This is a genomic window from Streptomyces sp. NPDC052020 (assembly GCF_040680575.1).
Lineage (GTDB): Bacteria > Actinomycetota > Actinomycetes > Streptomycetales > Streptomycetaceae > Streptomyces.
The window spans coordinates 74,235-95,034 of sequence record NZ_JBFAWY010000002.1 but is presented as its reverse complement, the minus strand read 5'-3'; the positions used below and the strand labels follow the sequence as shown (position 1 = coordinate 95,034).

Sequence of the window (20,800 nt, the reverse complement as noted above, 5' to 3'; positions counted from 1 at the left end):
CGTCGGGTCGGTGCGGGGATAGGGAGCCTCCCGAGCGGGAAGGACCCCATTCCCCGCGGGAAGAAGAACTGAGGTCTTTCCGCCGGGTGTGAGAGAAGACAGGAAAAGGATAGGCGCAGCGGACGGGCGGCCCGTGGGGCCGCCGGGACTCTCGCGCCGGAGGAACCCTGGAGCTAGCCTCACAGGACCACCGGTGCCGGGGGAACACGGGGAACGGGGGAGTTCCATGGGACAAGAAGTGACGCGGGTGGCGCGCATCGCCTTACCGGACGGGACCCCGGTGTGGGCCCGGATCTCGGGCGGAGCTGACCTGTCCGCACCGCCCGGTGAGCTGTCGTACAGCGACACCGGGTTCGCCGAGCGGGTCGAGGCGAGCGTGGAGAGCCTGAACGCGCTCGTGACCGGTGTCGCGCGGTCACTGGCGGAGCCGCTGCGCGCGGTCCGGCCCGACGAGGTGAGCGTGCAGTTCGGCATCGAGCTGACCGCCAAGGCGGGCAAGGTCGTGGGCCTGCTCGCCGACGGAGAGGCCAAGGCCGGCATCACGGTCACCCTCACCTGGAACGGCGGCCCGCCGGATCCGGACGCGCCGGGCGACGGCGCCGGGGGCGTACCCCCCGGCGCGTCCGGCGCCTCGCGCGCCGGTGCGTCCCCCGGCGCTTCGGGGCGCGGTGATGCCCGCGGCACCTCCGCCGGGGGCGGGGCATGACGGAGGGGCACGCCCCCGGCGCGTCGACCGCCCCGGATGCCGCCCGCCGTGCGCTCCGTGAACTCGTCATGGCCTCGACCGTGCGCATTCATCGGGCGGACGTCGGGTATGCCCTCGACGAGCCCGGGACGTTCCTCGGGAGCGGCTTCTTCGTCGCCCCCAGCTGGGTTCTGACCTGCGCACACGTGGCCTGCGGCGGGGAGGGGGGCGGGATCGTGGTGGTGTACGAGTCCGCGCCGGGCCTGGGCATGTCCGCGGTCCCCGGCACCGTGGTGGCCACGCTGCCGGAGCGGGCCGGGCCCGTCTCCGGCAACTGGCCCGCCCCCGACCTCGCCCTCGTCCGGCTGAGCGAGCCGGTGGACCACGAGTGCGTGTACGTCTCCGAGCGCCCGGCGGCGTACTTCGGCGAGGGCAGGGTCCTCTACGCCGGCTGGACCGTGGTGGAGGGGCGGCTGCAATTCCTGGACGGCCCGCTCAGCGTGCAGGGCACCATCGGCGGATGGTCCACGGACGTGCAGATGCGGCTCGGTGAGAACGACCTGCCGCACGGCGTCTCGGGCGGACCCGTGATCGACCCGGTGCGCGGCGAGGTCATCGGCGTGCTGAAATCGCGCTCCCGTCACGCGCGCGGCGGCACCTCCACCGGCCTGGAGCAGCTGCGGACGCTGCCGGTGCCCCCGGACGCCCCCCGCGCCGAGCACGACGACCTCTACCAGGCCGTCTTCCACGCCCACGACCGCTACCACCGGGACCGGCAGCGCCATCCGGACGGCCGCCGCCACACCTGGGTCGACGTGCAGAGCCAGCTCGGCGCCCGGCCGGGCCGCACCCTGACCCCCGACGAGCGCGTCCAGCTGCTCGGCCGCCTCGCGGACCTGCCGCCGCCGGCCAGCACCCGTGCCCTGCTCGGCATCCTCGACTCCCTGCCGGACTTCCAGACGCCCCTGCCGCTGCCCGCGCCGCGCGGCTGGCGGGACGGACTCGGCGCCCTGTACGAGTGCGCGCGGGGCGACGGCGCGCTCGATCTCGTCCTCGACTACGCGGTGCGGGCCATGGCCGCCGAGCGCCCGTTCGTGACGCCCAGCACCCCGGAGGCGGAGGAGGCGCTGTGGGACTGGGCGTGGCAGGCCGCGCAGCGGCTCGGCGTCCGGCACCGCCGCAGCCTCGCCGCGCAGCGGATCAACGGCTTCCTGTCGGGCAGGCCCGCCGGGGCGGCTCCCGGCACCGGGCGGCCCGGCGGCGGACCGGACCGGGACGACGCGCGCACCACCCAGCCGTGTGTGCTGCTGGAGCTGGTCCAGCGGCACTGGGAGCCGGACCGCTGCGACTGGTCGGTCTGTGTCGTCCCGCCCGGCGGTGAGGCGATCCGCCTGGAAGAGGCCGAACGCGCCCCGCTGGCCGGGCTGCCCGCGGCTCTGGCGGCCCCGCTCGCGGAGGCGTTCCGCCGCTGCGACGAGCCCGGCCGGCCCGCCGTCCTCCAGGTGGCCCTGCCGCACCCGCTGCTCGGCCTGGACGTGGACGACTGGCGGCCGCGCCCCGACGAGCCGCCGCTGGGAGTGCTGCGCCCGGTGGTGCTGCGCTGCTCCGACCGGGACCAGATCCCCGAGGACGACGAGGCCGGGCCGTACGGCACCGATCCCCTGGACATCGACGAGGAGCGCCGGGCCCGCTGGCGCTGGCTGCACGCCCACCGGGCGAAGGCCGAGGTACTCGACTGCGACGAGGGCCTGCGCAAACCCGTACCGCCCGTGGAGCAGCTGCGCGGCCTGTCCCACGGCACCGTGCCCGTGCTGTGCCGCTGGGGCGACCACCGCTACGAGGACGACGCCGCGGCGCTCGCCCGGATAGTGCGCGGCGGTTTCGGCGTGGCCCTGTGGCGCCGCCCGCGCGGGCGGCCGGACACGGTCTGCGGGGAGTTCCACCGCGGCTCGTTCGACGAGATCGCGGGCCCGTCCAGCGCCTACCGCCTGCCGGACGCGGTGCACGCCCTGCGGTCCCGGCTGCGTTCCGGGCGGCCGGAGGCCTTCTGGGCCGACGGCATAGCACTGCTGTACGACGACCCCCATCAGCCCCTGCCCGGCACGGGCGACCTGCTGGAGGCCCCGTGACGGCATCGGCCACCGTGCCCCCCGGCCTCGTGCCGGGCCCCCTCGGGCATCGCCCCGGTACGGGACCTCCGGACGGCCGCCCCCGGGTCGTGCCGCCGCGTTCCCGCCCGCCCCGCGCCGCCGGGCCGGCCCGCCGCCCCGCACCGGGCGCGGCGAGGGCCCCTCTCCGGGCGGACGGCGGGAGCACGACGAGTACGACGACACGGCCCAGCGGACGAGTGACGACGAGGACCGGATCATGACCGAATCCAGCGAGTGGCTCATCTACCGGGGCGCCGGTGAACCGCACGACGGCATCGGGCGGCTGCCCGACCCTCCCCCCTGGCGGGACTTTTCCAGCCGGGAGGCGGCGGGCTCGGGCGACGGGTCCGAGGACCGCAGGCTCGGTGCCCACCGGCATCTGGCGGAACTGCACCGGCCCGGCGCCGAGGAGCTGGAGATGATCAACGCGGCGCTGTATCTGCGCCGTCCCCTGCTCGTCACCGGCAGCCCCGGCGCGGGCAAGAGCACCCTGGCCCACTCGGTGGCGTACGAGCTGGGCCTGGGCGCGGTGCTGCGCTGGTCCATCGTCAGCCGCTCCACCCTCCAGGACGGTCTCTACCACTACGACGCCATCGCCCGCCTACAGGACGTGCAGATCGCCGCCCAGGGCGGTTACGGCGCGGCCGCCGGGTCGCCCGGCGCCATCGAGGGCATCGGCAGCTACATCCGGCTCGGCCCCCTCGGCACCGCGCTGCTGCCCTCCGACACCCCGCGCGTGCTGCTCATCGACGAGCTGGACAAGAGCGACATCGACCTGCCCAACGACCTGCTCAACGTGCTGGAGGAGGGCGAGTTCGCCATCCCCGAACTGGAACGCATCGCCGACCGGCTGCCGGACGGCGAGGCGGAGGTGCTCACCGCGGACGGCGTGAAGGTACGGGTGCGCGACGGCCGGGTACGCTGCCGGGCCTTCCCCTTCGTCGTCCTCACCAGCAACGGCGAACGCGACTTCCCGGCGCCCCTGATGCGCCGGTGCATCCACCTGGAACTGGGCCGCCCCGACCACAACCGGCTGGCCACCTTCGTCCGGGCCCACCTGGGCGACGAGGCGGCCCGGGCCGGCGACGACCTGATCACCCGGTTCCTGGAGCGCTCCCGCAGCGAACTCCTGGCCGCGGACCAGCTGCTGAACGCCATCTACCTCACCGACGCCGCCGCCCCGCCCAGCCGCGACCGGCTCGCCGACCTGCTCATCCAGCGGCTCGACCGCCCGAGGTGATCCGCCGATGACCGACGCAGCGGCGCGGCACGGTCCTCTCACCCCCGGCGACGGACCCGGGGCCGGGCACACCGGCCTGCCCGGGAGCGACCCCCTCGCCGAACTCATCCTCCGGCTGCGGGAGATCCATCTCGACCCGGACGCCGAGCAGCTGTGCGACGCCCTCTGGCTGGCCCGCTGGACCCGGCCGGCCAACGCCCCGGACGACGCTCCCCCGCCCGGCGGGCGGATCGTGCCACCGGTCGAGCCGCCGCCCGTCCGCCCCCTGCCGCCGCCGGACGACACCCCGACCCCGGCGCCGGAACCGCGGCCGTACGCGGACCCGGCCGGCCCGCGGGTCGCCCTCTACCCCGTGCCGCGCGACGGGGCGCCGCGGACGCCGGGACCGGGCCGCGCCCGCGCCCTGCCGGTGGGCGTACCGGCCGCACCCGTCCTGCCCGCCCCGCTCGAACTCCAGCGGGCGCTGCGCCCGTTGCAGGGCTACCGCAGCGCCGCCCCGCCGCGGCGCACCGAACTCGACGAGGTCGCGACGGCGGAGGCGAGCGCCGAGGCCGGCGGGCTGATCCTGCCCGTCCACCGCCATGTGCTGCGCGGCGACGCGCGGTTGCAGCTGGTGATGGACGCCTCGTCCTCGATGCGCGTATGGGACCGCCTCTTCGCCGAACTGGAGCAGGTGTTCTCCCGGTTGGGCGCCTTCTCCGACATCCAGGTCAGCCATCTGCACCAGGATCCGGGCGGTGCCCCGGCCGTCAGCCGCAGTCCCGACGCGCTCGCCGCGCCGCTGCACTCGGCGGACCGGCTCAGCGACCCGACCGGACGCCGCATCATCGTGCTCGTCAGCGACTGCGCGGGCCCCCTGTGGCACAGCGGCCACGCCCACCGGCTCCTGCACCACCTGTCCCGGCAGGGCCCGGTCGCCGTGCTCCAGCCGCTGCCGCAGCGCATGTGGAACCGCACCCGGCTCCCGGTCACCTTCGGCGAGCTCTCCCGGGGCGACACCCTGGGCGGCGCCGCCGCGCTGCGGGTGCGCACCGCCGCCGGAGTGCCGGCCGAGGCCCGCCGGGGCGCGCTGCCGGTGCCGGTGCTGCCGCCCGAACCGGTCGCCCTCGGCTCCTGGGCGCGCCTGCTGTCCGGGGCCGGAGCCGGGCCGGTGCCGGGCGCCGTGGGCTGGGTGCGCGCCGACCAGCCGCCCGCCCCGGCCGCGCGCCCCGACCGGCGGCGGACGCCGTTCGAGAGGGTCAGCCGGTTCAGCTCCGGCGCCTCCCCGGCCGCGGGGCGCCTGGCCGTCTACCTGGCGGCGGCCCCGCTGTCCCTGCCGGTGATGCAGCTGGTGCAGCGCACCATGCTGCCCGACTCCGGCCCCGCCGAACTCGCCGAGGTCCTGGTCGGCGGCCTGGTCACCCGGGCCGGCACCGACCACGGCGACGGCACCCACTGGTACGAGATCGAGCCCGACGTACGGGACGCCCTGCTGTCCCGCCTGGGCCGCGACGAGGCCGTGCTCGTGCTCAAGCACTGCTCCGAATACATAGAGCAGCGCTTCGGCAAGGGCGGCCCCAACTTCCCGGCCCTCGCCCTGGCCCAGCTCGGCGACGCGGGCGCGGGACGCCCGTACACGCACGGCACCGGCTACCCCGGCGAGACGGGCGGCAACGGCGAGGGCGACCCGGTCCCGCAGCCCTTCGCGGAGATCGCGGCCCGGGTGCTGGAGCGGTTCATGCCGCTGCCCGAGCGGTTCGCCCCCTACGACGGCGGCCGGGCGGACCCGCGGCCGGCCGCGGAACGGCCCCCGCACCAGGCGGTCACCCGGGCCCGCGCCCTGCTCGCCCGGTTCGACGCCGAGGGCATGGTCCAGGACGTCATCGACGCGGTGCAGCTGCTGCGCGGGGCCACCGAACACGAGCGGCCGCCCGGCGCGGACCCGCGGCTGTGGGCCGAGTACGCGCACTGCACCCTGCGGCTGTGGGAGGTGCAGGGCGGCACGGCCCTGCTCCAGGAGGCGGAGCGGGCCGCCGAACGCGCCGCCGCGCACCCCCGCGCGCTGCGCGAACGCGCCGTCCTCGCGCGCGTGCTGCACGCCGCGGCCACCGACGCCCGGCGCCGCGGCGACCGGCCCGGCGCGCTGGAGCTGCTGCGCCGCGCCGACCGCGAGTACGCGGTGGCCTGCGCGGCACCCGGGCTCGACGACGAGGAGGCGCTGCGGCTCACCCTGGAACGGGTCGGTGCCCTGGAGGCGCAGTGGCGCCTGGGCGGCGACAGCGCCCTCCTGCAAGGCGCGGTCGGCATGCTGGAGGCGTTCGCCGACGCCTGGCCCGACCGGGGCAGCCGCCCGCCCGGACTGCCCCTTGCCCACGGCCGGACGCTGCTGCGCCTGTCGGAGGTCACCGCCGACCCGGCCCAGGCCCGCCTGTACGCCGAGCAGGCCGCCCAGTCGCTCGGCACCGCCCTGGAGACCGGGGAACGGCGGGACACCGCGGAGTCGGTCCGCGCCCGGGTGCGCATCCTGACCGACCTGGCCGACGCGCTGCTGGGCGCGGGCGGCCCGCTGGAGGTGGCCCAGGCCCGGGTCGACGAGGCGCTCGGGGCCGTACGGGAGCAGGGGCAGCGCGCGGCCCTGCTGGTCCGTGCCGCACGCATCGCCGTCGCGCGCCACACCGAGTCGGGAGAGCCGGCCGAGCTCCAGCGCGCCGCCGACCGTTTCGCGCAGGCCGCGCAGCGGCTGCCGCGCGACGCGCCCACGCACGCCGACGTGCTCGCCGAATGGGGCGAGGTGCTGCTGCGGCTCGCCGGGCTGGAGAGCGGCGCGCGCTCCCGGGAGCAGCTCTCCCGGGCCATCCGGGTGCTGCGGGACTGCCGGATGGAGACCCCCGCGGGCAGCCGTCGGCTCGCCCGCCGGCTGCTGCTGCTCGGGCGGGCGCTGATGCTGCGGTACGGGGCGCGCGGCGACCGGGTGGACCTGCGGGAGGCCGAGTACCTCTTCGGGCTGGCGGCGGCCGGCGCGGACGACCCGCTGCTGGCCGCCCGGTGCCGGCTGGAGCTGGGGCAGGCCCAGTACGAGGCGTACCGCAGCCTCGGCCGCGCGACGCGCCTGGACGTGGCGGTCGACGCCTTCCGGGCCGCCGCCGAGTCGGCCCGCAGGGCGGAGGAGGAGGCCGAGACGGAGCGGCGCCGCCAGGAGGCCGTGGAGCTGGCCGCGCAGGCACACCACTGGCGGGGTATGTCCTACGAAGCGGCTGCCCGCCCCCGCGCGGCCCGGGACGCCTACCGCGCGGCCCAGGCGCAGTGGGCGCGGCTGCCGGACGGCAGCCTGGGCACGGGCGAGCCGACCGCACGGCAGACGGCACAGCGGCTGGCCGCGCTGGAGTGAGCCGGGCCGGGACCCGGCACGGCAGGGAGAGGGGAACGGGGTATGGAAGCACGCAACGAGTCCTGGCCGCCCGCGGCACCTTCGGTCACCGGGGAGCCGCTGCCGGCGGCCCCGGGTCCCGGGGAGCCGCTGCCGGACCTGCTGACCCTGGATCTGGCGGAGCTCGGCACCCTCGAACACCCGGTGCTGCGCGAGGTGGTGGGCGAGTTGCGGGCCAGGGCGGCCGAGCGGAGCGAGATGCTCTGGGGGTTCGACAACTCCTTCTGACAACTCCTTCTGACTCCTCTCGCGTCGGCGCGCGGTGGTGGTGGGAAGAAGGCGCCCTGACGGTCATTTAGCGACAACTCCCGATCGTCTTTGTCGACACTTCGGACAACCCTGATCGCCCCGGGTTTCGGGCGCGTGCCGTACGGGGATGCGGCCCCGTGCGGCGCGGCCCCGTGGGTACGGGCGTCGCGGCAGCGCGGGCCGCACGGCATGGGGGTGCTGGAGTGTCTGGAGAAGCAGCCACCGATCCGCATCCCGCACGCCCCGGGCGGCCGGCCCGGCCGGATGCCGCGCTTCCGTTCCGGCAGTTCATCGTCAAGGCGCACGGACGCTGCAACCTGGCCTGCACCTACTGCTACCTCTACGAGGGGCCCGACAGCACCTGGCGCTCCCGCCCCGCCGCCGCCCCCGCCGGCGTCCTGGACCGCACCGCCGCCCGCATCGCCGAGCACGCGCGCGCCCACGCGCTCCCCGCCCTCGCCCTCGTCCTGCACGGCGGCGAGCCCCTCCTCGCGGGCGCCGGCACCCTCGCCCGCTTCACCGCCCGGGTGCGCGAGCGCGTCCCCGGCGGCTGCGCGGTCCACGCCACCGTCCAGACCAACGGCACCCTGCTGACCGAGGAGCGCCTCGCCGTGCTGGCCGGCGCCGGCATCCGCGTCGGCATCAGCCTCGACGGGGGCACGGCCGCGCACAACAGGCGGCGCGTCGACCACGCGGGCCGCCCGTCCTGGCCCGCCGCCGCACGTGGCGCCCGCCTGACCGCCGAGCGCTTCCCGGAGTCGTACGCGGGCATCCTCACCGTCGTCGACCCGGACCTGGACCCGGTGGCGGCGTACGAGTCGCTCCTCACCCTGCGCCCGCCCGCACTCCACCTGCTGCTGCCGCACGGCAACTGGTCCGCGCCCCCGCCGCGCCTGGGCGGCGTCCGCTACGGCGCCTGGCTCTGCGCCGTCTTCGACCGCTGGTGGACGGCGGGCCGGCGGGAGGTCCGGGTGCGGCTCTTCGAGGAGTGCGTGGCGCTGCTGCTGGGACTTCCGGCGGCCACCGAGGCGCTGGGACTGGCGCCCTTCGACGCGGTCGTGGTGGAGACCGACGGCTCGATCGAGCAGGTCGACTCGCTCAAGTCGGCCTACCCCGGCGCCGCGCACACCGGCCTCGACGTGTTCCGGAACTCCTTCGACCAGGCGCTGCGGCACCCCGGCGTGGCCGCCCGGCAGGCGGGCGCGGCGGCCCTCGCCCCGCAATGCCGGGCCTGCCCGCTGCTGCGGGTCTGCGGAGGCGGCCACTACGCGCACCGCTACCGCGCCGGGCACGGCTTCCGGAATCCCTCCGTGTACTGCGCCGACCTCCAGTACTTCATCCGCCACGTGGCCGCGCGCCTGGCCCGCGCCGCGGCCCCCGGCCCGTCCCCGGCCCCGCCCGCGTCCCCGCCGTCCTCCGCGCCGCCGTCCTCCTCCTCGTCCCTGTCCGAAGGGGGCACTCCGTGATGTTTCCACCGGTCCCGGACCGGGCCCTCCTCGAACTGGCCCGCACCGAGGGCGGCCCCGGCACGCTGGCCCTCCTCGTGCGCGACCAGCACACCCGGCGGCTGCTCCTGCTGCGCGCCGTGCTCGACGCGGCCGAAGGGGCCGACCGGTCCGTGTGCACGCCCGGCCAGAAGGCCCGGCTGCGGGAGGACTGGGCCCTGCTCGCCGCGGCGGACCGGGCGGGGGCACCGGCCCCGCGCGACCCCCGTACGGGCTCCCCGGCACCCCCGCCGGCCCCCGCCCGCGACCGCCTCTTCCACCCGCTCACCGGCCCCTGGGCCCGCTCCTGCCTGCGCGCCCTGGACGGAGGCGGCCGCCGGCCGGCCCGCGACCTCGCCCACTTCAGCGCCCTCGCCGCCGTCGCCGCAGCACGCGCCGGCCTGTCCTTCACCACCCGGCTCACCGCCCGCGACGGGGTGCTCACCCTGCCCTCCCTCGGCGCGCTGCACACGGCCGCGAGCGGCGACGCGCCCGTCGACGTCACCTACGACGGCGACCGGATGACCCTCCGCCAGCCCGACGCGCCCGATGTGACCGTCCACCTGGAGAGCGGCGTCGGCGCCTGGTCCGGCGCGCTGGCCTGGACCCCCGCCCACGCGCTGCCCGGACTGCTCCCCGCGTCCCCGCCCCTGCCCCTGGACGACCTCGACCCCTACCGCGACCTGCCCGACGGCCCCCGGTACGGCACCGCCAGCCGCCCCGTCACCCTCGACGAAGCCGAGCGCAAACGGTGGCACCAGGCATGGTCGGGCGCGGCCGCCGCGCTGCGGTCGGGCGGTGCCCACCGCCTCGCCGAGACCGCCGCGCTGCTGCGCTGCCTGGTCCCCCTGGGGGTGCCGCCCGACATCGGCGCCGGCCGGGGCAGTTGCAGCGCCACCCGGCGCGAGGCGTTCGGCGCCCTGCTCAGCAGCACCCCGCCCGACCCCGTGACCTTCGCCGCGACCGTCGTCCACGAACTCCAGCACGCCAAACTGGCCGCACTCAGCGACCTCCTGACCCTCCACCAGGCGGACCCGGAGCCGCGCTACTTCGCCCCCTGGCGCCCCGACCCCCGCCCCTACGACGGCCTGCTCCAGGGCACCTACTCCCACCTCGCGATGGCCGCCTTCTACCAGCGCCGGGCGCTCCTCACCAGGCGGCCCGACCGGGAGTGGGCGTGGGCCCAGCACGCGCGCTACCACGCCCAGGTGGGCGCCGCGCTGCCCGCCCTCGTCGGCTCGCCCGACCTCACACCGCGCGGGCGCCGCTTCGTCGACGAGATGGCCGCCACCTACGAACGCCTGGCCGAACACCCGGCGCCCCGCGGCCACACGGCGCGCGCCCAGGCGTACGTCAGGGCGGCGCGCGCCCTGTGGAGGCGGCGTCACGCTCCCGCGCTGCCGCGTCCGAATGAGTGAGGATGCCTGCGCGGCGCCATCAGGTGCGGAAAGATCGTCGGACCGAGGTGTGTGCGGCGTCGGTCGCGGACTTACGCGCGGCGCGCCGAGGTCCTAGGATTCCGAGGTACTACGCGCTGGAGGACGCTGCATGTCTGGAGCTCGTGAGCCGGTCGAACCGACCGAGAGAGGGACCGCCAGACAGACGGTCACAATCCACTTCGCCGGGTTCAACCGGGCATGGGCGGTCTGGATGGGGGACCGGCTGGAGCGGCGCGGCGTGCGGGTGGTGTACCTGCGGTGGGAGTCCCCGGCCGAGGTCCCCCTGGTGGATCTGCTGCGCGACCTGCGACTCGCCGAGGGCCGCATCCTCATCATCGTCAGCGAGTGGTACTTCCAGCTCGGGCCCCGCACCCACGAGGAGTGGAACGAGGCCCTGCGCGAGGTCGTCGCCCCCGACCCGTCCCGGTTCGCGGCCGTGTCGGTGACCACGGCGTCCGTGCCGTCCGCCGCCGCGGTCCTCGCGCCCGTCGACCTGACCAACATGGGCGCCGAGGAAGCGGAACGGCGCCTGCTGGACCGGCTGGACCTGTCGTCGGCGCCGCTGGTCCAGACGGCCTCGCAGGAGCGGCGCGGCCCGCGGTTCCCGGCGTCGATGCCGGACGTCTGGGGCGCCGTACCCCGCCGGAACACGCGCTTCACCGGCCGCGAGACGTTGTTCAACGAGGCGTACAGCACGTTGCAGCGCGCCGACCCGGGCGCCGGCGTGGTCACCTTCCACGGCATGTCCGGGGTCGGCAAGACCCAGCTGGCCGCCGAGTACGCGCACCGGTTCGGCTCGGAGTACGACGTGGTGTGGTGGGTGAACGCGGAGAAGCGCGTCACCTACCGGCGGCAGCTGGCGGAACTGGCACCCAAGCTGGGTTTGCAGACCGGCCAGGAGTACGGCGAGCGGCTGCGCGCCGTCCGGGACGCGCTGCGCCGGGGCGAGCCCTACTCGCGGTGGCTGCTCATCCTCGACGGCGCGGACGAACCCGACCAGATCTGGGACCTCGTACCGACCGGACCGGGACACGTGATCATCACCTCCCGCAACCCGGAGTGGGGCGAGCACAACAGCCGGCTGCTGGAGGTCCCGGTCTACGCCCGCGACGAGTCGGTGGCCTTCATCCGCCGCCGCGCGCCACGGCTGACCGAGCCGGAGGCCGACCAGCTCGCCGAGGCCCTGGAGGACCTGCCGCTGCTGCTGGACCAGACGGCGGGCTGGCTGAACGACTCCGACCTGTCGGTGCGCGAGTACATCGCCCTGCTGGAGGGCGGCATCGACAGCGACGTCGTCAAGGTGTCGGCGGACTTCCCGCTCGCCTTCCAGACCGCCTGGTCGATACTGCTGAACAAACTCCGCGAGACCGTCCCCGAATCGGTCGACCTGCTGCGCCTGTGCACCTTCTTCGCCCCCGGCTTCATCCCCGTGCGGCTGCTGAAGGAGATGCCCGCCGACGAACTGCCCGAGCAGCTCGCCGGACTCCTCAACGACCCGCTGCTGTGGAACAAGGCGGTCAACCAGCTGCGCACGTACTCCGTGGTGCGCCTGGAGTCCCACGAGGCATCCGTCGACGAGTCCGTCTCCGCCGGCGAGTCGCTCTACCTGCACCGCATGGTCCACCAGATCGTGCACAAGGACATGCCGGACCACGACCGGCGCGAGTTCATCGACGTCGTCCGCCGCGCCCTCGCCGCGGCCGACCCGCGCCGCCCCACCGACCCCGACCTGTGGCCCGGCTACGCCGAGATCGTGCCGCACCTGAAGTACGCCGACGTCCTCAAGAGCACGGACCGGCAGGTGCAGCGGCTGGTCTTCAACTGCCTGAGGTACATGTACTTCTCCGGGGAGTACCGGGCCGGGATCAAACTCGGCGAACGGGCCCTGAAGTCCTGGCGCTCCCTCCTGGGCGAGACCCACCCGAGGATCTGGGAGCTGATCTACCACTACACCAACCTGCTGCGCGCCGTCGGCGACTACGCGCGCACCGAGGCGCTCAGCCGCGGTGCCGTCGAGTATCTGCGCGAGGAGCGCGGACCGCAGGACCTGGAGCATCTGCGCGCCGCCGCCGGGCTCGCCGGCGACCTGCGCGGGCTGGGCCGCTACGAGGAGGCGCTGGAGCTGTCCCAGTGGGTGCTGGCGGCCTACCGCGAGCTGCTCGGCGACCAGGACTCGCGCACCCTCAACGCCCAGAACAACCTGGCCGTCTCCCTGCGCCTGCTCGGCCGCTACGAGGAGACGCTGGAGGTCGAGCGGCAGACCATGGAGGCCCGCCGCCAGCTGCTGCGGCCCCGGCATCCGTGGGCGCTCAGCTCGGAGATCGCCTACGCCGTCGACCTGCGGCTGCTGGGCCGCTACGCCGAGGCCGAGTCCGTCCAGCGCAAGAACGTCCGCGAGAACCGCATCGTGATGGGGCGCGACAATCCCCAGACCCTCAGGGCGGAGCACAACCTCGCGGTGTGCCGCTACCGCCTGGGCGACCGCGACCGCACCCGGGACCACGCCGACGAGCGGGAGGAACCGGGGCCGCTGCTCACCAGCGTCCTGGAGCGCGGGGAGCGCGTGCTCGGCGAGACCCACCCGCTGACGCTGATCTTCGCGACGAGCCAGAGCTGCTACGCCCGGGAACACGGCGACATCGACCAGGCCCGCGAACTGAGCGAGGCCATCGTCGCCCGCTACGAGGTGATGCTCGCCGAGGGGCACCCCTTCATCGCCGGCGCCCGCGCCAACCAGGCGCTGATCCTGCGCAACGTCGGGGAGCGGGAGCACAGCCACGCCCTGATCGAGCAGGCGCTGGCCGAGATGACCGGGGCCGTGGGGGAGGACCACCCCTGGACCCTCGGCTGCGCCCTGAACGCCTCCGCGCTGCGCAACCTCGTCGGCGACGTCGAGGGCGCCGCCGATCTCACCAGGGACACGGCCGCCCGGGCCGTCGCGTCGCTCGGCCGCACCCACCCGCTCACGCTGTCCGCGCGCATCGCGTACGCGGCGGACCTCAGAGCCCTGCGCGACCGCCAGCAGGCCGAGAAGGTGGAGCAGGAGGCCCTGTCCGACTTCGACGCGACCCTGGGCAACCGGCACCCGCACACCGTCTCCGCCCGCGCCCGCACCCGCCCGCACTGGGACTTCGAACCCCAGATCACCTGACCCACGCCCCGGCGCCGGCCGAACGCTCCGGCCGCCGGGCCGCCAGGACGGCCGGAAGGGCCCGCCCCCCGGGGAGATCCCCGGGGGGCGGGCCCTTCGGCGGTACGGGTCCGGGCGGCTACGCCTCGAACACCTCACGCACCAGCTGCTCCTGCTCGGCCTGGTGCCGCTTCGCCGAACCGACCGCCGGGGACGAGCCGTGCGGCCGCGAGATGCGGCGCAGGCGCTCGCCGTGCGGGACGTCGGCGCCGACCGCCAGGTCCAGGTGGTCGATCAGGTTGAGCGCGATGAACGGCCAGGCACCCTGGTTCGCCGGCTCCTCCTGGGCCCACAGGTACTTCTCGGCGTTCGGGTACTTGGCGATCTCCGCCTGGAGCTCGGCACCCGGCAGCGGGTACAGGCGCTCGATGCGGATGATCGCCGTGTCCGTCACACCGCGCTTCTTCCGCTCGGCGTCGAGGTCGTAGTAGACCTTGCCGGAGCAGAAGACGACCTTCTTGACCGCGGCCGCGTCGACGGAGGCGTCGCCGATGACCGGGCGGAACTGGCCGGTGGTGAACTCCTCCGCCTTCGAGGCCGCCGCCTTCAGGCGCAGCATCGACTTCGGGGTGAAGACGACCAGCGGCTTGTGGTGCGGGTTGTGCACCTGCCACCGCAGGAGGTGGAAGTAGTTCGACGGCGACGTCGGCATGGCGACCGTCATGTTGTTCTGGGCGCACAGCTGGAGGAAGCGCTCCGGGCGGGCCGAGGAGTGGTCCGGGCCCTGGCCCTCGTAGCCGTGCGGGAGGAGCAGGACGACACCGGAGGTCTGGCCCCACTTCTGCTCCGCGGAGGAGATGAACTCGTCCACGACCGTCTGCGCGCCGTTGACGAAGTCGCCGAACTGGGCCTCCCACAGCACCAGCGCGTCCGGGCGGGCCAGCGAGTAACCGTACTCGAAGCCCATCGCCGCGTACTCCGACAGCAGCGAGTTGTACACGTTCAGCCGCGCCTGGTCCTCGGAGAGGTACTGGAGCGGCGTGTACTCCTCGCCGGTGTTGCGGTCGATGATGACCGCGTGGCGCTGGCCGAAGGTGCCGCGCTGGGAGTCCTGGCCCGCCAGGCGGACCGGGACGCCCTCCAGCAGCAGGGAGCCGAAGGCGAGGGTCTCGCCCATGCCCCAGTCGATCGTGCCGTCCTCGACCATCGTCGCCCGGCGCTGGAGCTGCGGCAGCAGACGCGGGTGGACGGTGATGTGGTCGGGGATGTTGACCTGGGACTCGGCGATCCGCTTGACGGTCTCCGTGGTCACCGCGGTGTTCACGGCGACCGGGAACTCGGCCTGCGGGTCGGAGGGCTCCGCGGCGGACGGCTGCGAGGTGGCCTCCCGGACCTCGGTGAAGACCTTCTCCAGCTGGCCCTGGTAGTCCTGAAGGGCCTGCTCGGCCTCCTCCAGGGTGATGTCGCCGCGACCGATGAGGGACTCGGTGTACAGCTTGCGCACCGAGCGCTTCTTGTCGATCAGGTCGTACATCAGCGGCTGGGTGAAGGCCGGGTTGTCCGACTCGTTGTGACCGCGGCGGCGGTAGCAGATGAGGTCGATCACCACGTCCTTGTTGAACGCCTGGCGGAACTCGAAGGCGAGCCGCGCCACGCGGACGCACGCCTCCGGGTCGTCGCCGTTGACGTGGAAGATCGGGGCCTCGATCATGCGCGCCACGTCGGTGGCGTACATGGAGGAGCGCGAGGACTCCGGGGCCGCGGTGAAGCCGACCTGGTTGTTGATGACGATGTGGACCGTGCCGCCGGTGCGGTAGCCGCGCAGCTGCGACATGTTCAGGGTCTCGGCCACCACGCCCTGGCCCGCGAAGGCCGCGTCGCCGTGGATCGCCACCGGCAGGACGGTGAAGTCCGTGCCGCCCTTGTTGATGATGTCCTGCTTGGCGCGGGCGACGCCCTCCAGGACCGGGTCGACGGCCTCCAGGTGGGAGGGGTTGGCGACCAGGGAGACCTTGATCTGCTCGCCGTCCAGGCCGGTGAAGGTGCCCTCGGCGCCCAGGTGGTACTTCACGTCGCCGGAGCCGTGCATCGACTTCGGGTCGAGGTTGCCCTCGAACTCGCGGAAGATCTGCGCGTAGGACTTGCCGACGATGTTGGCCAGCACGTTCAGCCGGCCGCGGTGGGCCATGCCGATGACGACCTCGTCCAGGCGGGACTCGGCCGCCGAGTCCAGCACCGCGTCCAGCAGCGGGATGACGGACTCGCCGCCCTCCAGCGAGAAGCGCTTCTGGCCGACGTACTTCGTCTGGAGGAAGGTCTCGAACGCCTCCGCCGCGTTCAGCCGGCGCAGGATGCGCAGCTGCTCCTCGCGCTCGGGCTTGGCGTGCGGGCGCTCCACGCGGTCCTGGATCCACTTGCGCTGCTTGGGGTCCTGGATGTGCATGAACTCGATGCCGGTGGTGCGGCAGTACGAGTCGCGCAGCACGCCGAGGATGTCGCGCAGCTTCATCATCGACTTGCCGGCGAAGCCGCCGACGGCGAACTCGCGCTCCAGGTCCCACAGGGTGAGCCCGTGCTCGGTGATGTCCAGGTCGGGGTGCTTGCGCTGCTGGTACTCCAGCGGGTCGGTGTCGGCCATGACGTGGCCGCGGACCCGGTAGGAGTGGATCAGCTCGAAGACGCGGGCGGCCTTGGTGACGTCGTCGTCGTGGCTGGCGTCGATGTCCTTGAGCCAGCGGACCGGCTCGTAGGGGATGCGCAGCGCCTCGAAGATGTCGTCGTAGAAGCCGTTCTCGCCGAGCAGCAGGTTGGCGACGACGCGCAGGAACTCGCCGGAGGCGGCGCCCTGGATGACCCGGTGGTCGTAGGTCGACGTCAGGGTCATGACCTTGGAGATGCCCAGCTTGTTGAGCGTGTCCTGGCTGGTGCCCTGGAACTCGGCCGGGTAGTCCATGGAGCCGACGCCCATGATCACCGACTGGCCGGGCATCAGGCGCGGGACGGAGTGGACGGTGCCGAGGCCGCCGGGGTTGGTCAGGGAGACCGTCACGCCGGTGAAGTCGTCCATCGTCAGCTTGCCCTCGCGGGCGCGGCGGACGATGTCCTCGTAGGCCTGCCAGAACTCGAAGAAGTTCAGCGTCTCGGCCTTCTTGATCGCCGCGACGACGAGCTGGCGGTCGCCGTTGGGCTTGACCAGGTCGATGGCGAGGCCGAGGTTGACGTGCTCCGGCTTGATCAGGGTCGGCTTGCCGTCCTTGACGCCGTACGACCAGTTCATGGCCGGCATGGCCTTGATGGCCTGCACCATCGCGTACCCGATGAGGTGCGTGAAGGAGATCTTCCCGCCGCGGGCGCGCTTGAGGTGGTTGTTGATGACGATGCGGTTGTCGAACAGCAGCTTCACCGGGACGGCGCGGACCGAGGTGGCCGTCGGCATCTCCAGCGAGGCGTCCATGTTCTTCGCGACGGCCGCCGCGGGACCGCGCAGGGTCACCAGCTCGGGGCCCTCGGCGGGCGCCTTGGCGGGCGCGGCCTTCGGCTGCGGCCTGGCCGCCGGCTTCGCGGCCTCGGCGGCGGGCTTGGCGGCCGGCCGCGCGGCGGGGGCCGGGGCCGCGGCGGGCTTCGCCGGGGCGGCCGGAGCCGGAGCCTGGGCCTGGGCGGGGGCCTGGGCCCGAGCCGGGGCCGGCGCGGCCGGGGCGGGCTGGGCCGTGCTGGTGGCCTCCGCGGCCCCCGTGGCCGCGGCACCCGACGCAGCCTGGGCGGTGGCCGCCCCCGGCTTGTAGTCGGCGAAGAAGTCCCACCAGGCTCGGTCCACGGAGTTCGGGTCCTGGAGGTACTGCTGATAGATCTCGTCGACGAGCCACTCGTTGGCACCGAACGCGGCGGCGGGGTTCTTGCCCGCCCGGTCGGTGTCGGTCGTGGGGGAGCTCGAGTTACTGGGGGACTGTGGCGACACGGCGGCAACCGCCCTCTTCCGCTTCACAAGGTGATGGACAGCGGGAATAAAGGCTACGCCTCCAAGAGCGGGAAGGTCAGACCGGGCCCGCGCAACGTCGCGCAAGTCACATCTGGGAGTGTGTTTCGCCGCTCGAAATGGCGGGAAACAAGCGGGGTTCCGCCTCAACAGGCAAGGGGGCAGTGCGACCCGGCGCGCGGTGCGCGCGGGCCTGTGCCCCCTCGCCCGGGTCCACCCGCCGTCGACCAGCGGGGACGCTTATGGATCTTGGGGCTCCGCTTCGAACTTTACGTCAACTTGGCATAGAAGAGGGGCCCGGAAGGGTGACAAGAATCCGGCAACCTCGCTCGGATTCGGCCACGCCGATCCGGCCGCCGTGCAGATCCACCGCCCAGCGCGCGATCGCCAGGCCCAGCCCCGTGCCGCCGTCGCTGCCGGGACCGTGCGGGCGGCTCACGGAACCGCGGTTGAACCGCTCGAAGACCCGGTGCCACTCCGACCGCGGGATGCCCGGACCCTCGTCCAGGACCTCCAGCTCCAGCGAGTCCGGGCCCTGGCCGCGCCGCGCCTTGACCGTCACCCGGCCGTGCGGCGGGCTGTGCTTGACCGCGTTGTCGATGAGGTTGGCGACGACCTGGTGGATGCGCTCGGGGTCCGCGTGCGCGGTCAGCTCCGGCGGGGAGACGTCGAGGTGCAGATGGACGTCCGTGCGGGTGTGGCCGCCGGAACCCGACGCGATGCCCGCGCGCACCGAGGCGACCATGTTGGCCTCCTTCAGCACTCCGGACAGGTACGGCCACACCTCGAAACGCCGCCGCTTCAGCGGTACGACGCCGTTGTCCAGGCGGGACAGGTCCAGCAGCGTCTCCACCAGCCGGCCGAGCCGCTCGGTCTGCCCGAGGGCCGTCCTCATGGTCTCGGGGTCGGCCTCGGTGACCCCGTCGACGATGTTCTCCAGCACCGCGCGCAGGCCCGCGATGGGGGTGCGCAGCTCGTGCGAGACGTTGGCCACCAGCTCCTTGCGCTGGCGGTCCTGGGCCTCCAGCTCGTCGGCCATGCGGTTGATAGTGACGGCCAGGTCGCCCAGCTCGTCACGGCGGTTCTCGCGCACCCGGCGGCTGTAGTCGCCGTGCGAGATGGACCGCGCCACCGTGTTCATCTCGTCCAGCGGCGCGGTGAGCGAGTGCGCCACGAACTGCGTGATCAGCAGCGTGGCGATCATCGAGAAGACCGTGATGAACCGCAGCTCGGTCTCGGTGCGCATGGCCACCAGCATCAGGCCGGTGGTGATGAGCACCGAGATGACGACCAGCGCACCCAGCTTGGTCTTGATCGAGAACGGGCGTACGCCGCCCCAGGGGTCCCCGGGGCTCCTCCGTGCGGCCTGACGCCCCTCGCTCATGGCGTCGGCGTCTCCAGGGCGTAGCCCACGCCGTGCACGGTGCGGATGCGCTCGGCGCCGATCTTCCGCCGCAGCGCCTTGATGTGGCTGTCGACGGTCCGGGTGCCGGAGGCGTCCGCCCAGTCCCACACCTCCGCGAGAAGCTGCTCACGGGAGAGCACCGCGCGCGGCGTGTTCGCCAGGCAGACCAGCAGGTCGAACTCGGTCGGCGTCAGGTGTACGTCCTCGGACTTCACCCGCACCCGGCGCTGGGCGTGGTCGATCTCCAGCTCACCCAGGCGCAGGATGCCGGTGCGCGGCGTCGCGGCGGCCAGCGCGGCCCGCTCCACCCGGCGCAGCAGCACGTGCACCCGGGCGGCCAGCTCCCGCATGGAGAACGGCTTGGTCATGTAGTCGTCGGCCCCGACGCCGAGCCCGACCAGCATGTCCGTCTCGTCGTCGCGCGCGGTGAGCATCAGCACCGGCACCGGGCGCTGCGCCTGCACACGCCGGCAGACCTCCAGGCCGTCGAACCCCGGCAGCATGATGTCGAGGATCAGCAGGTCGGGCTGCCACGCCTCGGCGGTGTCCACGGCGGCCGGCCCGTCGCCCGCCGTTTGCACCAGGAATCCCTCGGCGCGCAGGCGGGTCGCGATGGCGTCCACGATCGTCTGGTCGTCCTCGACCACCAGCACCCGGCGCTGCGCGCCCGGGGTAGCCGTCGCCGTGCCGTTGTGGGAGGTGTGTGTCTGCTCCATCGCCCGCCCCTGAGGTGTGCTTACCGGAATCAGTGGGGTGATCCCTCGTCTGCGCATATGACTGCGATTGACGCTTGAATGATCGACGTCAGGGCAGCAGCGTACGGGGATCCGCAGGGCCTTTGCTATCCAGGTCGGACGCCGAGGTGGACGGCGTCGGGAACGCCCCGGGCAACGGGGATCTCTTCGGTACGCACCTGCTGGAACCCGGCATTACGCAAGGTTTCTTCGAATTCCGGAGAGGGTCTGGCGGACCACACCGCGAGCACCCCGCCGGGCCTCAACACCCTTGCGCAGCTTGCCAGTCCGGACGCTGCGTAGAGCGCTTCGTTGCCCTCGGTGACCGTCCAGCCGGGGCCGTTGTCGATGTCGAGACACAGGGCATCGAATGTGTCGGAAGTCTCATTGACGAAGTCGGTGAGGTCCGCTGCGACGACCTCGGTGCGCGGGTCGGCCAGGGCCTGGCGGGACAGCTCGGACAGGGGGCCGGCGCGGTGCCAGTCGATCACCGCCGGCTCGCGTTCGACGACCGTGATCCGGCCCCAGCGGGGCTGTGCGGCCGCGTGCGCGAGCGAGAAGCCGACGCCCAGGCCGCCGATGAGCACATGCGGCGCCGGGCGGCCGCCGGAGGCGTCGAGCGCGGCCAGCGCCGCGTCGACGAGCCGGCGTTCCGAGCGGCCGTCGGAGGTGTCCATCAGGAAGCAGCCGTTGGCGATGATCTGGAGCAGTCCGCCGTGCCGGCGCAGCACGACCTCGCCGTAGGGGCCGTCGCGGCGGTCCAGTACTTCGGGGACTTCGGGAATGTCGTACGCCATGGACATCCCGCCATCCTGGCACCTCGCCCGCGGCTCGGCGGGGGAATACCGCGGGTCCGGCGACCGGCTGGGGAGACGGGCGGGCGGCGGGCCGCGGGCGCGCGCCGC

At 74.1% G+C, this 20,800-nt stretch carries 12 protein-coding genes; 8 read left to right on the top strand and 4 right to left on the bottom strand.

The window, feature by feature from the left end; translation table 11 throughout:
* Positions 1 to 226 precede the first annotated feature (226 nt).
* The 8 genes from AB0L74_RS02300 (at position 227) to fxsT (ending at position 13,804) form a co-directional block, all read left to right on the top strand.
* Positions 227 to 706, top strand: a complete 480-nt coding sequence (locus AB0L74_RS02300) for a CU044_2847 family protein (RefSeq protein WP_365644685.1) — start codon at positions 227 to 229, stop codon at positions 704 to 706.
* The gene (locus AB0L74_RS02295; RefSeq protein WP_365644683.1) at positions 703 to 2,814 is read left to right on the top strand and encodes a trypsin-like peptidase domain-containing protein; all 2,112 of its coding nucleotides are present in this window, start codon (positions 703 to 705) and stop codon (positions 2,812 to 2,814) included. The genes AB0L74_RS02300 and AB0L74_RS02295 overlap by 4 nt, the downstream gene beginning before the upstream one ends.
* Before the next feature lie 238 nt (positions 2,815 to 3,052).
* Positions 3,053 to 4,075 (top strand): MoxR family ATPase, encoded by a 1,023-nt coding sequence (locus AB0L74_RS02290; RefSeq protein ID WP_365644681.1) that lies wholly within the window; start codon positions 3,053 to 3,055, stop codon positions 4,073 to 4,075.
* A gap of 7 nt (positions 4,076 to 4,082) precedes the next feature.
* Complete coding sequence (locus AB0L74_RS02285; protein ID WP_365644679.1) at positions 4,083 to 7,442, top strand: SAV_2336 N-terminal domain-related protein; 3,360 nt, start codon at positions 4,083 to 4,085, stop codon at positions 7,440 to 7,442.
* 42 nt (positions 7,443 to 7,484) lie between these two features.
* The gene (fxsA, locus tag AB0L74_RS02280; protein WP_365644677.1) at positions 7,485 to 7,709 is read left to right on the top strand and encodes an FxSxx-COOH cyclophane-containing RiPP peptide; all 225 of its coding nucleotides are present in this window, start codon (positions 7,485 to 7,487) and stop codon (positions 7,707 to 7,709) included.
* A gap of 311 nt (positions 7,710 to 8,020) precedes the next feature.
* Positions 8,021 to 9,196 (top strand): FxsB family cyclophane-forming radical SAM/SPASM peptide maturase, encoded by a 1,176-nt coding sequence (locus AB0L74_RS02275; protein WP_365645071.1) that lies wholly within the window; start codon positions 8,021 to 8,023, stop codon positions 9,194 to 9,196.
* The gene (locus AB0L74_RS02270) at positions 9,196 to 10,632 is read left to right on the top strand and encodes an HEXXH motif-containing putative peptide modification protein (protein WP_365645069.1); all 1,437 of its coding nucleotides are present in this window, start codon (positions 9,196 to 9,198) and stop codon (positions 10,630 to 10,632) included. Before AB0L74_RS02275 ends, AB0L74_RS02270 begins: the two co-directional genes overlap by 1 nt.
* A 130-nt stretch (positions 10,633 to 10,762) precedes the next feature.
* Positions 10,763 to 13,804 (top strand): FxSxx-COOH system tetratricopeptide repeat protein, encoded by a 3,042-nt coding sequence (gene fxsT, locus AB0L74_RS02265; RefSeq protein WP_365644675.1) that lies wholly within the window; start codon positions 10,763 to 10,765, stop codon positions 13,802 to 13,804.
* Positions 13,805 to 13,922: 118 nt separating this feature from the next.
* Here fxsT and AB0L74_RS02260 read toward each other — a convergent pair whose 3' ends face one another.
* From AB0L74_RS02260 to AB0L74_RS02245, 4 genes are all read right to left on the bottom strand, one after another.
* The gene (locus AB0L74_RS02260; protein WP_365644673.1) at positions 13,923 to 17,738 is read right to left on the bottom strand and encodes a multifunctional oxoglutarate decarboxylase/oxoglutarate dehydrogenase thiamine pyrophosphate-binding subunit/dihydrolipoyllysine-residue succinyltransferase subunit; all 3,816 of its coding nucleotides are present in this window, start codon (positions 17,736 to 17,738) and stop codon (positions 13,923 to 13,925) included.
* A gap of 292 nt (positions 17,739 to 18,030) precedes the next feature.
* Positions 18,031 to 19,140 carry an ATP-binding protein gene (locus AB0L74_RS02255; RefSeq protein ID WP_365644671.1) on the bottom strand — a complete coding sequence of 370 codons (1,110 nt, stop codon included), beginning with the start codon at positions 19,138 to 19,140 and terminating at the stop codon, positions 18,031 to 18,033.
* Positions 19,137 to 19,877, bottom strand: a complete 741-nt coding sequence (locus AB0L74_RS02250; protein WP_365644669.1) for a response regulator transcription factor — start codon at positions 19,875 to 19,877, stop codon at positions 19,137 to 19,139. The genes AB0L74_RS02255 and AB0L74_RS02250 overlap by 4 nt, the downstream gene beginning before the upstream one ends.
* Before the next feature lie 125 nt (positions 19,878 to 20,002).
* Positions 20,003 to 20,698, bottom strand: coding sequence for a spermidine synthase (locus AB0L74_RS02245; RefSeq protein ID WP_365644667.1), 696 nt, complete (start codon positions 20,696 to 20,698; stop codon positions 20,003 to 20,005).
* Between the last annotated feature and the right edge of the window lie 102 nt (positions 20,699 to 20,800).

Coding starts and splice junctions, on each gene's coding strand:
- AB0L74_RS02300 (WP_365644685.1), top strand. CDS start 227: ATGGGACAAGAAGTGACGCGGGTGGCGCGCATCGCCTTACCGGACGGG.
- AB0L74_RS02295 (WP_365644683.1), top strand. CDS start 703: ATGACGGAGGGGCACGCCCCCGGCGCGTCGACCGCCCCGGATGCCGCC.
- AB0L74_RS02290 (WP_365644681.1), top strand. CDS start 3,053: ATGACCGAATCCAGCGAGTGGCTCATCTACCGGGGCGCCGGTGAACCG.
- AB0L74_RS02285 (WP_365644679.1), top strand. CDS start 4,083: ATGACCGACGCAGCGGCGCGGCACGGTCCTCTCACCCCCGGCGACGGA.
- fxsA (WP_365644677.1), top strand. CDS start 7,485: ATGGAAGCACGCAACGAGTCCTGGCCGCCCGCGGCACCTTCGGTCACC.
- AB0L74_RS02270 (WP_365645069.1), top strand. CDS start 9,196: ATGTTTCCACCGGTCCCGGACCGGGCCCTCCTCGAACTGGCCCGCACC.
- fxsT (WP_365644675.1), top strand. CDS start 10,763: ATGTCTGGAGCTCGTGAGCCGGTCGAACCGACCGAGAGAGGGACCGCC.
- AB0L74_RS02255 (WP_365644671.1), bottom strand. CDS start 19,140: ATGAGCGAGGGGCGTCAGGCCGCACGGAGGAGCCCCGGGGACCCCTGG.
- AB0L74_RS02250 (WP_365644669.1), bottom strand. CDS start 19,877: ATGGAGCAGACACACACCTCCCACAACGGCACGGCGACGGCTACCCCG.
- AB0L74_RS02245 (WP_365644667.1), bottom strand. CDS start 20,698: ATGTCCATGGCGTACGACATTCCCGAAGTCCCCGAAGTACTGGACCGC.